Here is a 14,652-nt window from a genome sequence, read left to right as displayed (position 1 = left end):
AATGATATTTATTAGTATATTAACTATAAGTAAATTAATGATTTTAGATTTCGAACCAGGCGACAAAGTTACTAACCCTAATAACAAAGATTGGGGAACTGGACAAGTTCAGTCAATAATCAATGGTAAAGTTACTGTAAATTTTGAAAATGTTGGAAAAAAAGTTATTAATTCAAAAATAATTCAATTAGAAAAATTATATAAATGAACCTTGAAGAAAAAAAGAAAATTACTCTTTCACTAATAGAAACTTTTAATAAAGCAAGTCAGGTAGCTATAGATTTAAGAGACGCTGGTTTAAAAAAAGAAATTAAATCAGACAATACTCCTGTAAGTAATGGAGATATTGAAGTTAATAAAATTTTAACCAGCAAGATCCAAGAAATAACTCCAAATATTGCTATTGTTTCAGAAGAGAGTGCAAATCATAAGATGGATACTGATTTAAATAATTTTTGGTTAATCGATCCAATTGATGGCACTAGAGATTATATAAATAACCGTGATGAATTTACTTTAAATGCAGCATTAATATTGGATAAAAAACCAGCTATCGGGATTATAACAGTTCCAGCGAAAAAAAGAGTTTTTTACTCTTACGGTTTGTCTCATAGTTATGAGTTAATTAACAATCAAGAAATTTCATTAATGAATAAAGAAAAAAACTACGCTGGATATACAGCAGTAAGTTATTCAAACGATCTTAAACCTGAAATTTTAGATATTCATAAAAAATATAAAATAAGTTCTTTTCAAAAAATGAAAAGCTCACTAAAATTTTGTGTTATTGCAGCAGGTGAGTTTGATATGTATGTCGCTGAACCAAGAGCTTGTGAGTGGGATATTGCGGCTGGTCATGCAATCCTTGAGCACTCAGGGGGTAAAGTAACTGACTTTAATTACAATGAAATACTCTATGGAAAATCTGAATTTAAAAACCCAAGTTTAATTTTAAAAAGTAAAAACATATTATAATGGATGAGCAATTAAGGGTAATTTTAATAATTATAGTGTCTGTTTCCATTTTTGGCTTATTAGTTTTTGTATTTGTTAAAAATGTTATTAGAAATAGAATTGAGTCTCTTGTTGAAGAGGAAGAGAAAGAAAAGAAATTAAAGTAATCTAATTATTTTCATATAGTCAGCTTGATCAATATCCATGATCCTTTTAGATGTTTCGAAATCAAAACCATTTCTTGCTAGTAAAGCAATATCCTTTTTGTAAAATAGTGCTCTATTATCCTCTACTCTCGCTGGTCCAATTCTCTTTTTTTTACATATTTTTATTCCAGAAAAAAAATCTTGGTCAGAGTTATCCTCTTTAATCTTATCTATTGTTTCTTTAATGTAGCGATCATTAATTCCCTTAGTCATTAAATAGTTTCTAATTTTATTAACTGAACTACCTCTTTGAATTAAACTTCTTGATTTACTTTCAGAATAGAATTTATCATTGATAAACTTAGTTTTTTCAAGATCTTGCAAAACAACATCAATTAAATCTGTAATATCTTGTTTTTTAATATTTTCTAAATTAGCTTTTAGATACTTCTTTAATAGATAGGTTCTAAGCTGTTGTTTAGATGGGGCATATCTTTCAATATATGCAAATGAGAAATTTCTCATCTCCTCTACCGTAACTTGTAATGTTTTTTTTCTATTTCTCATATGAATCTTAATGGCTTATTGTATAATACACTAAAAAATGATCGATCAAATCTATACATACTTTACAATTGAAATGATTTTTCTTTGGTTAAATCTGGGTGTATTACCTTTTTGGTTAATATTGGTCTTTTTTCCACAGTCACAAATATGTAGAGTTTTTATTACATCAATTTTTCCATTTATTATTTTAAGTTTCGTCTACGGTTATTTAACTTATTTGCTTTTTTATGAGGGGTATGATTTTTTTAGAAATTTTGAGCTATATTTAGGCCTGGATTCAATTGGTTACTTATTTAACGATAAATCCTTCTTAATTTTATTTTGGACTCATTTTCTATCTATTAATTTATTTTGTGGTGGATGGATTGTTAAGGACTCACAAAAATTTGGTATCAATAAAGTAATAATGTCTTTTCCTTTATTGATAACTTATTTTATTGGTCCAATAGGACTTACTCTGTATTGGATTATAAGAGTTTTTTACGCAAAAAGAATTAATCTATATGACTAAAGAAATAGATTTCTATTTTGATTTCATAAGTCCTTACTCTTATCTAGCGCACCAAAAAATTAAATCTATTAAGAATGTGAAATTTAATTATAAACCAGTTCTTGTTGGTGGTCTGCATAATTTACAAGGTATAACTGCACCAGCTTTTATCAAACCTAAACTAAAACATATGATAAGTGACTGTGATTTAATCGCAAAAAAAGATAAATCAAGTTTTATTTGGAATTCTAATTTTCCTATTAATTCGTTGAATATAATGCGTGGATATCTTTTTATTAATGTTGAAAATAGAGATTTATATTTGAATGTTATGTTTGATGCTTATTGGAAGGATAACCTTAATATTTCTAATGAAGAAATCATAAAAACTCTTCTAAAAAAAAGCAATATTAAACCAATTAGTTTTTTTGATGGTATTAATGATCCTAAAATAAAAGAAGAGTTAAAAAATGTTACTCAAGAAGCTCATGATAAAGAAATATTTGGTGCTCCAACATTTGCTGTAAACAATAAAATATTTTGGGGACAAGATCGTCTAGAATTTGCTTTAGACGAGTGTAATAAGTAGTTTATACTATTTTAAAATCACTTTGGCTTATTGCTGCAAAGCCACCATCTATATGAGACACTTTTTCAAAACCCATTTCTTTTAAAGATTTGGCTGCGAGAGCGGATCTAAAGCCACCAGCACAAAATAAAACCATTTCTTTATTCATATCTATTTTTCCACTTTTAAAATAAGGACCCTCTGGATCTAACCAAAACTCTAACATTCCTCGAGGTATATGATTTGAATTTTCAATTCTACCTGTTTTGTCTAGTTCACCCTTTTCTCTAATATCAATTAATGTGCATTTATCTTCACTTGATAACTTTAATGCTTCTTCAGCAGTAATAGTTTTAACTTCGTTTAAAGCTTCAGAAACTAGAGTTTGTGATGATTTAATAGGCATAATATTATAAAGTAATAATTATAGACAATTACATGAAAAAAAGCATCATTAAAAAACTATTTATTAAAATTTCAAAAGCGTTGGGTTACGAAATAATTGACCAAAATGATTTTAACTCACCCACCCTTCAAAAAGAGTTAAATGAAGATCTTTCCATCATAAATGAAAAGTCAATTGTTTTACCTTTAGGTGAAGTAAAGATTACTAAAAAGATTAACTCTGTATTGATTATATTTAGAACTAATACTGATGTTGAGATATGGGATCAAAATAAAAGAAGATTATTTGAGCAACCAAAAATTAAATATTCCTTAAAAGCTTTAAATTCGTTAATAAAATCAGTTAACTTTTCTAAAACAAAATACCCAAACATTAAATTTAAGATGATAATTGTCGATGATAAATCTAAAGAAGAAAATTTAAATAAGTTAAAAAATCTTATAAATGGAAGTGGTTTAGATATAAGTATTACTCCTCTAAACCATGACAAATACAAGGATACAATCAAACAACAAAAAAATGATCAAACTTTTTCTAATCTAGCAAGCTTACTTCAGTCTTTTGAGTTAGGAAAAAAACATGGTGAGGATTTGATTTTCTTTATTGAAGATGATTACTTGCATTTTGAACCTATGATGGAAGAAATGATTGCATCATATGAGAGGATAGCTTCACAAGTTAATAAAGATATCTTTATGTGTCCTACTGATTATCCCTATCTATATATGAATAATGAAAAAACAAATATCTTAATTGGAAACAAAAGACATTGGAGAACAATTAATCAAACTCTATGTACATTCTTGACCACAAAATCTTTATTAGATAAATATTGGGATAATTTTTATAATACTTGTTTAGATAGAAACGATCCTTTTGAAAAACATCTAAACAAAATCTATACAAAAGAATTTTGTATCTCACCACTAAAAAGTCTTTCTTTACATCTAACAAATGTTAATTCAAGCTATGGTCTATCTCCCTTTATAGATTATAAAAAATTATGGGAAGAAAATTAAACTAATTATGCTTAAAACAAATACTAAAGCCCCAACTTTTAATTTAAATTCAACTGATGGAAAAATTTATTCACTAAAAGACTCTATGGGTAAGTATGTTGTTCTTTATTTCTACCCAAAGGATGATACTCCAGGATGCACAATTGAGACTAATGATTTTAACGAATTATTACCTAAACTTAAAAAACTGAATTGTGATGTATTTGGTATTTCTAAAGATGATCTAAAAAGTCACTATAAATTTAAAGAAAAATATAAGATTAAATTTGATCTTTTATCCGATGTAGAGCTTAATATTTTGAAAAAATACAAAGTTTGGGCTAAGAAGAAATTTATGGGTAGAGAGTTTATGGGTATAGTAAGAACAACTTTTTTAATTGATCCAAATGGTAAAATTGTAAAAATTTGGGACAATGTTAAAGTTAAAAATCATGCTAAAGAAGTTTTAGACACCTTAAAAAATATTTAGAAATAAAAAAGGCCCCAATTAAGGGGCCTATTTCCTTTAAATACTTATTTGCTAGTCTCTGATAGCGTAAGCTCTAACACCTATCTCAGCAACATCAGTTCCAAGTTTTTCAGCCTGATCACTTATTCTTAAACCAATAAATTGTTTTAATAAAAAGAACGCAATGTATGAAAAGATAAACGTAAAGATTGTAACTGACAACACTCCAATTAATTGAGTTGAAAGAGCTGTTCCAGTATTACTTAAGGTAACAGCTAGCGTTCCCCAAACTCCTGCAAATAAATGTACTGGAATAGCTCCAACAACATCATCTAATCTTAATGAGTTTAGTAAGCTAGTTCCAAAATACATAATAACAGATCCAACCGCACCTATACCAATTGCAAGCATCGGGCTTGGAGCTAAAGGTTCTGCCGTAATTGAAACTAAACCAGCAAGAGCACCGTTCAACATCATTACAACATCAGTTTTTCCACCAATCCATCTTGTAACTAAAGCTGCTGTAACACAGCCTGCTGCACCTGCTAGGTGAGTATTCATAAATATTTTAGACATTGCATTTGCATCTTCAAATGTTCCTAAAGCTAATTGTGAACCACCATTAAATCCGTACCAACCCATCCATAAAATAAATGTTCCAAGGGCTGTTAAAGGTATTGAAGAAGCTGCAAAAGGTTCCATAGTTTTAACATCACCTTTTGGACTAAATCTTCCTTTTCTAGCACCTAATAATATTACACCCGCTAGTGCTGCTGCACCACCACATGCATGAACTAAAGTAGAACCAGCGAAGTCAGAAAACCCAAGAGATGCTAACCAGCCACCACCCCACTGCCAACCCATAGTAATTGGATAAATTAATCCACCCAAGATTGCAGAGAATATAAAGAAAGGCCAAATTTTTATTCTCTCAGCTACAGCACCTGAAACAATAGAACATGTTGCTGCAACGAATAACATTTGGAAAAACCAATCAGCACTTCCAGAATAACCTTGCTCTAAAGAATCGGTAAGGGTCCACGGTGTAAACGAACCAATGAAACCACCCTCTGGTATTCCGTAAGCTAAATTATAACCACCTAAATAAAAAATTATTGCAACAATTGAAAATTTTCCAATGTTCTTTGCAACAATCGTTGAAACACTTTTAGTAGTCACCAATCCTGATTCAAGCATACAAAAACCTGCTGCCATCCACATTACTAAAAAACCACAAACTAAAAATGAAAATGTATTAAAGATATATTGTACTTCTGCAGAAACAGTTGTCTCTGCATTTCCCATACTAGAAAAACCTATGATGAAAAATAGGCCTAATGTAATTACTGATTTTATACTTGTTAATTTAAACATTGTTCTCTCCTTGTTAATCTAATGCTAAGTTAATGCTGGACATTAACTACTGTTCTTTAATCAAATGAGGTATGTACCTAGGGAATAGAATATAAAAAGGCCCCGATTAAGGGCCTTTTTCTAACTATAAGAGAGAGATATTTGTTTAATTAGTCTCTGATTGCATAAGCAATAACACCAGTTTCAGCAACATCTGTACCTAGTTTTTCTGCTTCTTTACTCAATCTAATACCCATTGTATTTTTCATTATTGTCCAAATTATTAGAGCAACTATGAATACAAAGATATTGACTGCAAGCACACCAATTAACTGAGCACCAAAAGAAGCATCAGCATTGGTCAGTGGAACAGCTAATGTTCCCCAGATACCAGCAAATAAGTGAGCTGGTATTGCACCTACTACATCGTCTATTTTAAATGCAAATAAAAGTTTAGTACCAAGCACAACTATTAAACCACCAACACCACCAATTAAGATAGCAGCTAATGGAGATGGAGCTAAAGGTTCTGCAGTAATTGCTACAAGACCACCAATTGCACCGTTTAACATCATGATTACATCAGTTTTACCTGATAATAATCTTGGCACGATTGCTGCAACCATTACACCACCACAAGCAGCAAGGTTTGTGTTAATAAAAATAGTTGAAATTGCAACAGCGTCAGTAAATGTTCCTAATGCTAATTGTGAACCACCATTAAATCCAAACCAACCTAACCATAACACAAAAACTCCAAGTGTTACTAAAGGCACAGAAGAAGCTGCAAAAGGTTGTAATGCTTTAGGTACACCCTTAGCATCAAATCTTCCAGTTCTTGAACCTAACAATAGCGCCCCTGCTAATGCTGCTGAGCCACCTGTTGAGTGAACAAGAGTTGATCCTGCAAAGTCAGAGAAACCAGCAGCAGCTAACCAGCCACCACCCCACTGCCAACCCATTACAATTGGATAAATAATTCCAGCTAATATTGCTGCAAATAAAAAGAATGGCCATAGTTTAACTCTTTCAGCCATTGTACCAGATACAATAGAAACTGTAGTTGCACAGAATACCATTTGGAAATACCAATCTGATCCATCTGAATAACCAGTATCTAATGCACTTGTATCAGACCATGGAGTAAACGTACCTATAAATCCACCCTCAGGTATTCCATAAGCTAGATTGTAACCAACCAGCCAGAACATAATTCCTGAGATTGCAAACAAACCAATATTTTTCGCACAAATTACTGATACACTTTTTGAAGTTACCATTCCTGATTCAAGCATTGTAAAACCTGCTGCCATGAACATTACAAGGAAACCACAAATTAAGAAGAAGAGCGTGTTAAATACAAACCCTACTTCAGCAGAAACTGTTGTCTCTGCATTTCCAATACTTGCTAAACCTAAAAGAAAAATTAGACCTAACGATAACGTTGATATTATTTTTTTTATTTTAGTCATAAGACCTCCCATTTAAGTTTTCACTTATATTTATGATGGTCTTAAAAACTATTGCTGATTAGGAAATTTAGGTATGCAGTAAATGCATATAGTAACAGCCTTATTACATTTCTGTAAAAGGCTGTTAATGAATTTGATACTTAATTATTTATTAAATATTTCTTTAAGTGCTTTAGCTGGTAAGAACTTAACTTTTTGAGAAGCACCGATTTGAATTTGCTCTCCAGTTCTAGGATTTCTTCCAACTCTAGCTTTTCTTTTTGCTACTTTGTAAGTTCCAAATCCAGCAATCTTAACTGTATCGTCACCTTTCAAAGCATCTAGAATAGTGTTTGTAATTGTATCGAAAGTACGCTCAGCATCAGCTTTACTTAGGTTTAGAGAACCTGAAAGTTGTGCTATTAATTGTTTTTTGTTCATATATTTAGCTCCGGTTTTATTGGTTATTTTCACATAATTTACATTAAAGCCCATAAATCAAGCTTTTTATTAGTGCCTCTTAAAATAAAAACCCCAATATATTGTGATTTGTTAAATTAATGTTGATTTTAAAGGATTATTTAAGAAATATAATTGTTAAAAAGCTTAAATAAACCAACGTCTTTTAAGTCATTAAACGTTGTAAAAAACATCAATGATAGCAATAAAAACAATCCGATTCGAAAAAAACCTTCTTGAGTTTTTTGTGATAAAGGACGCCCTAATACCTTTTCAATTCCATAAAACATTAAGTGTCCACCATCTAACATTGGAATTGGAAACAAGTTTATTAACCCTAGGCTGATAGAAATGTAAGCCATAAGGCTTATAAAAGGCAAAATTCCAAATTCTGCAACTTGACCGCTAATTTTTGCTATTCGAATTGGGCCACCTAACTGCGAAGTATCACCATTTCCAACAATCATGCTACCAATATACTTAAGGGAAGAAGTGCTTACATAATAAACTTCATTAACTGCATAAAACAAAGCTTTAGCAGGACCAAGTTTAACATGGTTTACTTCATTATTATAAGCTCCAAGTTTAATACCAACCATTCGTTTACTAATTTTATTACCAAGGTTATCCTCCCCATCAACAATGTTAGGTTTTACTCTAAAAGTTAAATCTTGATCATATCTGTTTACTGTAAAATTGATGAATTCATCAGTAGACATCATAATATACTTTGATACTTCCATGATGCTTTTAACCTCATTGCCATCAATTGAGACCACAATATCGTTATCTTTAAGACCAGCTACCATTGCAGGGCTATCTTTTTGAACCTCATTAATTACTGCTGGTGTAAAGTCTTTTCCAGCAAAAGTATAAACTGAGAAAAATATTAGAATTGCTAATAAAAAGTTAGCTAAAGGGCCACCAAATACAATTAAAGCTCTTTGATATAAAGGTTTTAGCACAAACAGTTTATCTTGATCTTCTTTGCTATATTCTTTTATAATTTTTTCATTATCAGCTTGGCTATAAACGTTTCTATCACCAAAAAACTTAACATATCCCCCAAGTGGTATGACACAAACCTTCCACCTAGTGCCTGATTTATCATTCCAACCAAACATTTCTTTACCAAAACCGATTGAAAAATCAGTAACCCCTACACCAAATCGTTTAGCAAAATAATAATGCCCGTATTCATGAATAAAAACCACGATAACAATTAAAACTATGAAGGGTAATATATAAGACAACATGATTATAGTTTAATAATACTATTTATTATTCTAATTTCTAGCTTTTAATATTATAGCCTTTTTTAAGTAACATTGTGACCAAGAGTACACAAATCACTAAAAAAAATACCATTGAGCTTATACTTATCCAAATATCAAAATCAGATACACCGTAGAAAGAAAATCTTAAGCCATCAATTAAATAAACCACTGGATTAAAGTAAGAAATTGTTTGCCAAAATGGTGGCAACATATCAAGAGAGTATAAACTTCCCCCTAAGAATACCATGGGAGTGATGACTAAAGATGGAATGATCGACATCTGCTCAAAGTTTTTACTAACCACGCCAATTAAAAACCCGAATAAAGCGAATGTAAAAGAAACTAAAACTAATAAAAATATCATTAACATTGGATATTTAACAGTCACATCCGCAAAAAAAGAAGCAGTTCCATAAATTACAGCACCCACTATTAATGTTTTAGTAGCTCCAGCTCCAACAAAAGCTAGAACAGTTTCAAGCGTTGATATAGGTGCTGCTAAAATCTCATTAATAGTTCCATTAAATTTTGGAAAAAATATTCCAAATGAAGTGTTACTTATTGATTGAGTTAATAGAGTTAGCATTAATAAACCAGGTACAATGAATGATCCATAACTAACACCATCAATTTTTTCAATATAACCTCCTATAACTGAACCGAACACTACAAAATATAATGAGGTAGATATTACTGGTGAAAGAATAGACTGACCTACAGTTCTTATAAATCTATTCATCTCATGAACATAAATTGCTCTAAACCCATAATAATTAAATTTCATTATTCTCCTTTACTAAATCAACAAATATCTTCTCCAAAGTACTTTGTTCTGTTTTTAAATCTTTTAACTTTAGGCCAGTATCTTTTAAGTCTTGTAATAAATCTGTAATACCAGTTTTTTCAGCTTGAACATTATAAGTATAAATTAAAGACATGTGATCTTCGCCTATTTCAAGACTATATTTAAGTAAATCTTCAGGAATTTCTTTAATTTTTTTTTGTAATTCAATGGTTAGTTTTTTATGACCCATTTTTTTAATTAATTCTTTTTTATCTTCAACAATAATAATTTCTCCTTGATTAATTACAGCTACACGGTCAGCAATAGCTTCTGCCTCTTCAATATAATGAGTGGTTAAAATAATTGTTACCCCTGTTTTTCTTAACTCTTCAACAACCATCCACATGTCTCTTCTAAGTTCAACATCAACTCCTGCTGTTGGTTCATCAAGAAATAGTATTTTAGGCTCATGAGACAAAGCTTTTGCAATTAAAACTCTTCTCTTCATTCCACCTGATAATTGTCTCAGCCTTTGATCTTTTTTATCCCATAAACTTAAATCTTTTAGAATTTTTTCAATGTGTTCTGGTTTAGGTGGCTTTCCATACAATCCTCTAGAATAAGACACGGTATCAAAAACAGTTTCAAAAGATTCTAAGTTTAATTCTTGAGGAACAAGCCCAATTCTTGATCTCGTCTCTCTATAATCTTTTATAATATCAAAATTATCAATTGTAACAGTTCCTGAAGAAGGCTTAACTATTCCACAAATAATACTGATTAAACTTGTTTTTCCCGCACCATTTGGTCCAAGCATTGCAAGGATCTCACCTTGTTTTACTTTAAGGCTAACATGGTTAAGGGCTTTAAAACCATTATCATAAACTTTGGATAAGTTATTAATGGATATTTGAATCTCTGACATTTATTAGGGTTTATATAGTTATTAATGAAATTAATTCAATAAACCTACTAATTTAACAAATTATTTCATTACCCAGTGTTCCTATCTTTGAGTTAAAATTTGACTTAATTTAATTATTTCTTTAATTAACTTTTATATTCTTTTTTTTAAGAATATCAGTTTCTGGGGTGCTGTAAAAAGCTGAGAATATACCCAAAGAACCTGTTGTATAATCACAACGAAGGGAAAAATGAACACAATATATCTAGATCAATCAACTACTATTATTACTCTACTTTTAACTTCATTAGCTTTTGCTGCTATTGGAATAGTTTATTCAAGAGGTAAGCTTTCAATTAACTCGTATTTAAATGCTGACAGATCAATTGGTAAAAGATCTTTAACCGCATCTTTAGTTGCATCATGTTTTGGTGTGTGGATTTTAATTGGTCCATCAGAAGCTGCTACTTGGGGGGGCTTAGGTGCTATAATTGGTTATGGCTTGGGTCAAGCTCTACCCTTCTTAGCTTTTATTACTATTGGTCAGCGTATGAGAAAAATTATGCCTAATGGTAATACTCTTACTCAATTTGTTCTAATTAGATTTGGCAAAGCAATGTTTCGTTTAGTTTTATTATTAACAATAATGTACATGTTTGTTTATTTTGCAGCTGAAGTTACAGCGATTGCAAAAGTTGTTAACTTAATGTCAGGGTTTCCTCTTTGGCAGACCTCACTTGTAATAATTGTAGCTACTTTATCTTACACTCTTTACGGAGGACTTAGAGCTTCAATTTTTACAGATAAAATTCAATTTATCATAATTATGATTTTATTAATATTTGCTATCAACCATATCTTTAATTCTGGAAATAATGCATTTACTATGGATTTAATTAATGAGAAAGCTGCTACTTTAATGAGTGGTAAATATTTTTATGGATATACTGCTGGCTTAACTTTCTTCATTGCTGTTTTTGCAACCAACTTATTTGATCAAGGTATTTGGCAGAGAGTATTTGCAGCAAAAACTTCAGATGATTTAAGAAAAGGATTTATGTCTGCCTTCTTTATTGTAATTCCATTTATGCTTGTTTTAGGTTTCTTTGGAATTCTTGCAGTATCAGTTGATAAAGCAGCAGACCCAAGTACTTTATTCTTTACTCTTTTATTAGAGCCATTTACTGGAATTAATTCTTTGTTAACTATCTCAATATTAATTTTAGTTTTAGCCTTAGTGATTAGCAGTATGGATACACTTATTAATGCGCTTTCAAGTACCATTACTATTGAAGGAAATAAGTTTATTAGTTTAAAAAATAAGAATAGCTATCTAACACTTTCTAAATACTTAATATGTGGTTTATCAGTAATTGTTTTTTTGATCGCATCTAAGGGTTACAGCGTCTTATTTATGTTTTTATTTGCTGATTTATTATGTTGTGCTGCCGTATTTCCTATTTTTTATGGGATGTTCAAAGGCGATGTTGATGAAAAACTTTCTTTAATTTCAGTTATAATTGGACTTATAACTGGATTACTTTTATTTCCTAACCAAACTTTTGATAAAAGTATTTTAATTGGTGGATTTTTTCCAGCTGAAACATTTCCTATTTGGATATCTACAGCATTATTGTTTTGGTCATTTATTTTGGCAACATTTACGCCAATGATTACAGTGATGCTCTTTAAAAAGAATGGTAACTTTAACTTTTCTAAGATTAAAACTTCAATTAAGGAATAGTGAATATTTATAATAATAAAAAAACCTTTTTTTATAAATTAAAAAGTAGCTGTAAGAAGGAATGGTCTGAATACACTAATCATAAATTTTTATCTGATTTAGTAAGCAATAAACTGCCAGATAAAAATTTTAAAAACTATCTAGTTCAGGATTATGTTTTCTTACAGCAATTTCTTAAAATTTTAGCTCTTAGTGTTTATAAGTCTAAAAGCTTTGAAGAAATTAATAGATCGGTAAATTTTATTAAGGGTATTGATCATGAAATCAAACTCCACATCAATTATTGTAAAAAATGGAAGATACCCCTTAAATCTCTTAATAACATCGTGGTCGAGAAAGCTAATAGTTCTTACACAGATCATGTACTCAGTGTTGGTAAAAATGGAGATAATCTTGATATTTTCTCATGCCTATCAGTATGTATTATTGGCTATGGTGAGATTGGGTTTAATCTTTCTAAAATTAAAAACTGGAAAAAAAGTAAATATAGTTCTTGGATTAAAATGTATTCATCAAAAGAATACCAACAAGTAGCTAAAGATAATATTGATTATTTAGATATTCTTTTGAAAAATAATAAGGGTAAAAAATTAAATACTCTTAAAAGAAGCTTTAAAAAATCGACTATCCTTGAAAAAAATTTTTGGGAATGCTTTGTATAAGACTTTTATTTTTTCTATTATAGTTCTAAGATATTAGATTATGAAAAATGTAGGATTTATAGGTGTTGGCTATATGGGTTATGGAATAGCCAAAAATATTCTAAAAAATAAGAATAATTTATTTGTAATTGCTAACAAAAATAGATCTCCAATAGAAAAAATAGTTAATGAGGGTGCAGTTGAAGTTAATTCATATGAGGAATTATGTTCAAAAAATTTAGACTGTTTATTTCTGTGTGTTACTAACACACCTATTGCACATTCAATTATTGAAATAATATCTCCTCTATTAAATTCAGATACTGTTATTATTGATATTACTACTCACAACCAAAATGGCTCAATCGAGGCTAATAAAATTTTTAAAAGTAAAAATATAAGCTACATAGAATGTCCTGTAATGGGTGGACCCGTTCAAGCTGAAGAAGGTGTATTAGGTGGTATCATTGGTGCTAGTGAGGAGGATTTTAAGAAAGCTGAAATATTTTTAAAAGCATTTTGTAAAGACTACTTTTATTTTGGTGAAGTTGGTATGGGGGCTAAATCAAAACTTTTAAATAATTTTTTAACTTTAGGCAATGCTACTTTAATTGTTCATATGATCAAAAGTGCCAAAAAATTTAATATTGATTTAAAAAAATTATATGACGTTGCTAGGCTTGGTTCAGGAAATTCTGCCGCCTTAAGCAGAATTTTTGATAACCTTTTAAAAAATGATTATACAGGGTTTAAGTTTACTGCAAAAAATTCACATAAAGATATGTCTTATATTCAAGATTTACTAAAGGATATGCCTGATGCTGAAAAATTAGCCAAAGATACAAAAGATTTTTATAAAGATGCCATGGATAATGGTAATGGTGAGTCTTTTATTAGTGAATTAATTAAAAAATAGAATTAATTTTTATAATAAAATTTCTAAAGGTAATGGAGCTTCTGGGTACTTTTCTTTACATAATTTTTCATAATTCTTGCAAAGAGTACTTACAGTCTCATGCGCTTCATCTTTAGAGGTTAAAAATTTTATCAAAGTATCTCTCTCTAATTCAATTTCTTTAATATCCTCTCCACTTAAATATTCACCAGTTTCTACTTCCCAGTAAGTATCATTTAATTCTTCTATTTTTAAAGTATTAAGCTTTCTTTGAAGTTCAATAATAATTTCATCCTCTGTTTTACTATCTTTCATAGGAGAGTTTAATAATTTACCTAAACACTTGTCTTTAAGATCATCTAAAAAAGTGTTGTAGGGCTTGCCTGCTGCTAAACCCTTAAAGTGATTACTTTCAAAGTATTTACTAATTGCAGCATTAGTTGAAATTTTATTTTTACCTTTTGCAACAGCAACTTGAACGTAAACTTCCTGACTGATGTATTCGTTTAAATAATCTTTAATTTTATCCGATAACATTAGTTAAAA

General features: G+C 29.9%; 19 protein-coding genes and 1 riboswitch. Of the genes, 10 read left to right on the top strand and 9 right to left on the bottom strand.

The window, feature by feature from the left end; all coding sequences use genetic code 11:
* Position 1 precedes the first annotated feature (1 nt).
* From ABXT53_RS02350 to ABXT53_RS02340, 3 genes are read left to right on the top strand one after another with little or no spacing between them, the layout of a single operon-like run.
* Complete coding sequence (locus ABXT53_RS02350; RefSeq protein ID WP_415285114.1) at positions 2–208, top strand: DUF3553 domain-containing protein; 207 nt, start codon at positions 2–4, stop codon at positions 206–208.
* Entirely contained in the window at positions 205–975 is a 771-nt protein-coding gene (locus ABXT53_RS02345; RefSeq protein ID WP_415291052.1) for a 3'(2'),5'-bisphosphate nucleotidase CysQ family protein, read from the top strand. Before ABXT53_RS02350 ends, ABXT53_RS02345 begins: the two co-directional genes overlap by 4 nt.
* A complete protein-coding gene (locus ABXT53_RS02340; protein WP_415278874.1) occupies positions 975–1,121 on the top strand; it encodes a hypothetical protein in 147 nt (48 codons plus the stop codon). Before ABXT53_RS02345 ends, ABXT53_RS02340 begins: the two co-directional genes overlap by 1 nt.
* Here ABXT53_RS02340 and ABXT53_RS02335 read toward each other — a convergent pair.
* Positions 1,113–1,667, bottom strand: coding sequence for a regulatory protein RecX (locus ABXT53_RS02335; protein ID WP_006997094.1), 555 nt, complete (start codon positions 1,665–1,667; stop codon positions 1,113–1,115). The genes ABXT53_RS02340 and ABXT53_RS02335 overlap by 9 nt on opposite strands.
* 37 nt (positions 1,668–1,704) lie before the next feature.
* Between ABXT53_RS02335 and ABXT53_RS02330 the strand changes: the two genes are divergently transcribed.
* The gene (locus ABXT53_RS02330) at positions 1,705–2,178 is read left to right on the top strand and encodes an ABA4-like family protein (protein ID WP_415291051.1); all 474 of its coding nucleotides are present in this window, start codon (positions 1,705–1,707) and stop codon (positions 2,176–2,178) included.
* On the top strand, positions 2,171–2,746 hold the full coding sequence (locus ABXT53_RS02325) for a 2-hydroxychromene-2-carboxylate isomerase (RefSeq protein WP_415291050.1): 576 nt from the start codon (positions 2,171–2,173) through the stop codon (positions 2,744–2,746). The genes ABXT53_RS02330 and ABXT53_RS02325 overlap by 8 nt, the downstream gene beginning before the upstream one ends.
* Before the next feature lies 1 nt (position 2,747).
* On the opposite strand, the gene ABXT53_RS02320 is transcribed toward ABXT53_RS02325, so the two are convergent.
* On the bottom strand, positions 2,748–3,131 hold the full coding sequence (locus tag ABXT53_RS02320; protein WP_415291049.1) for a rhodanese-like domain-containing protein: 384 nt from the start codon (positions 3,129–3,131) through the stop codon (positions 2,748–2,750).
* Between the two features lie 32 nt (positions 3,132–3,163).
* On the opposite strand from ABXT53_RS02320, the gene ABXT53_RS02315 reads away from it, so the two are divergent.
* Together ABXT53_RS02315 and bcp are read left to right on the top strand one after the other, a co-directional pair.
* Positions 3,164–4,150, top strand: coding sequence for a glycosyltransferase family 2 protein (locus ABXT53_RS02315; protein WP_415291048.1), 987 nt, complete (start codon positions 3,164–3,166; stop codon positions 4,148–4,150).
* A gap of 7 nt (positions 4,151–4,157) precedes the next feature.
* Positions 4,158–4,619, top strand: a complete 462-nt coding sequence (bcp, locus tag ABXT53_RS02310; RefSeq protein WP_415291047.1) for a thioredoxin-dependent thiol peroxidase — start codon at positions 4,158–4,160, stop codon at positions 4,617–4,619.
* Positions 4,620–4,670: 51 nt separating this feature from the next.
* On the opposite strand, the gene ABXT53_RS02305 is transcribed toward bcp, so the two are convergent.
* The 6 genes from ABXT53_RS02305 to ABXT53_RS02280 all read right to left on the bottom strand — a co-directional run bounded on the left by ABXT53_RS02305 (position 4,671) and on the right by ABXT53_RS02280 (position 10,847).
* Positions 4,671–5,972 (bottom strand): ammonium transporter, encoded by a 1,302-nt coding sequence (locus tag ABXT53_RS02305; protein ID WP_415291046.1) that lies wholly within the window; start codon positions 5,970–5,972, stop codon positions 4,671–4,673.
* 149 nt (positions 5,973–6,121) lie between these two features.
* On the bottom strand, positions 6,122–7,423 hold the full coding sequence (locus tag ABXT53_RS02300) for an ammonium transporter (RefSeq protein ID WP_415291045.1): 1,302 nt from the start codon (positions 7,421–7,423) through the stop codon (positions 6,122–6,124).
* A gap of 144 nt (positions 7,424–7,567) precedes the next feature.
* Positions 7,568–7,843: an HU family DNA-binding protein gene (locus tag ABXT53_RS02295; protein ID WP_006997102.1), complete on the bottom strand. Its 276-nt coding sequence runs from the start codon at positions 7,841–7,843 to the stop codon at positions 7,568–7,570.
* Between the two features lie 140 nt (positions 7,844–7,983).
* Complete coding sequence (gene rseP / locus ABXT53_RS02290; protein WP_415291044.1) at positions 7,984–9,117, bottom strand: RIP metalloprotease RseP; 1,134 nt, start codon at positions 9,115–9,117, stop codon at positions 7,984–7,986.
* Positions 9,118–9,154: 37 nt separating this feature from the next.
* Complete coding sequence (locus ABXT53_RS02285; RefSeq protein ID WP_415291043.1) at positions 9,155–9,922, bottom strand: ABC transporter permease; 768 nt, start codon at positions 9,920–9,922, stop codon at positions 9,155–9,157.
* Complete coding sequence (locus tag ABXT53_RS02280) at positions 9,912–10,847, bottom strand: ABC transporter ATP-binding protein (RefSeq protein ID WP_415291042.1); 936 nt, start codon at positions 10,845–10,847, stop codon at positions 9,912–9,914. The genes ABXT53_RS02285 and ABXT53_RS02280 overlap by 11 nt, the downstream gene beginning before the upstream one ends.
* A gap of 153 nt (positions 10,848–11,000) precedes the next feature.
* A riboswitch (TPP riboswitch) is annotated at positions 11,001–11,090 on the top strand.
* On the opposite strand from ABXT53_RS02280, the gene ABXT53_RS02275 reads away from it, so the two are divergent.
* From ABXT53_RS02275 to ABXT53_RS02265, 3 genes are all read left to right on the top strand, one after another.
* Complete coding sequence (locus tag ABXT53_RS02275; protein ID WP_415291041.1) at positions 11,077–12,570, top strand: sodium:solute symporter family transporter; 1,494 nt, start codon at positions 11,077–11,079, stop codon at positions 12,568–12,570. Its footprint overlaps the riboswitch before it by 14 nt.
* Positions 12,570–13,232, top strand: a complete 663-nt coding sequence (locus ABXT53_RS02270) for a TenA family protein (protein WP_415291040.1) — start codon at positions 12,570–12,572, stop codon at positions 13,230–13,232. The genes ABXT53_RS02275 and ABXT53_RS02270 overlap by 1 nt, the downstream gene beginning before the upstream one ends.
* 40 nt (positions 13,233–13,272) lie before the next feature.
* The gene (locus ABXT53_RS02265; RefSeq protein ID WP_415291039.1) at positions 13,273–14,127 is read left to right on the top strand and encodes an NAD(P)-dependent oxidoreductase; all 855 of its coding nucleotides are present in this window, start codon (positions 13,273–13,275) and stop codon (positions 14,125–14,127) included.
* 9 nt (positions 14,128–14,136) lie between these two features.
* Here ABXT53_RS02265 and ABXT53_RS02260 read toward each other — a convergent pair whose 3' ends face one another.
* On the bottom strand, positions 14,137–14,643 hold the full coding sequence (locus tag ABXT53_RS02260) for a hypothetical protein (protein WP_415291038.1): 507 nt from the start codon (positions 14,641–14,643) through the stop codon (positions 14,137–14,139).
* Positions 14,644–14,652: the final 9 nt, after the last annotated feature.

This window comes from Candidatus Pelagibacter sp. Uisw_136 (genome assembly GCF_047720275.1).
GTDB lineage: Bacteria > Pseudomonadota > Alphaproteobacteria > Pelagibacterales > Pelagibacteraceae > Pelagibacter.
The sequence above is the reverse complement of the archived record's forward strand: the minus strand, read 5'-3'. Positions and strand labels throughout refer to the sequence as shown.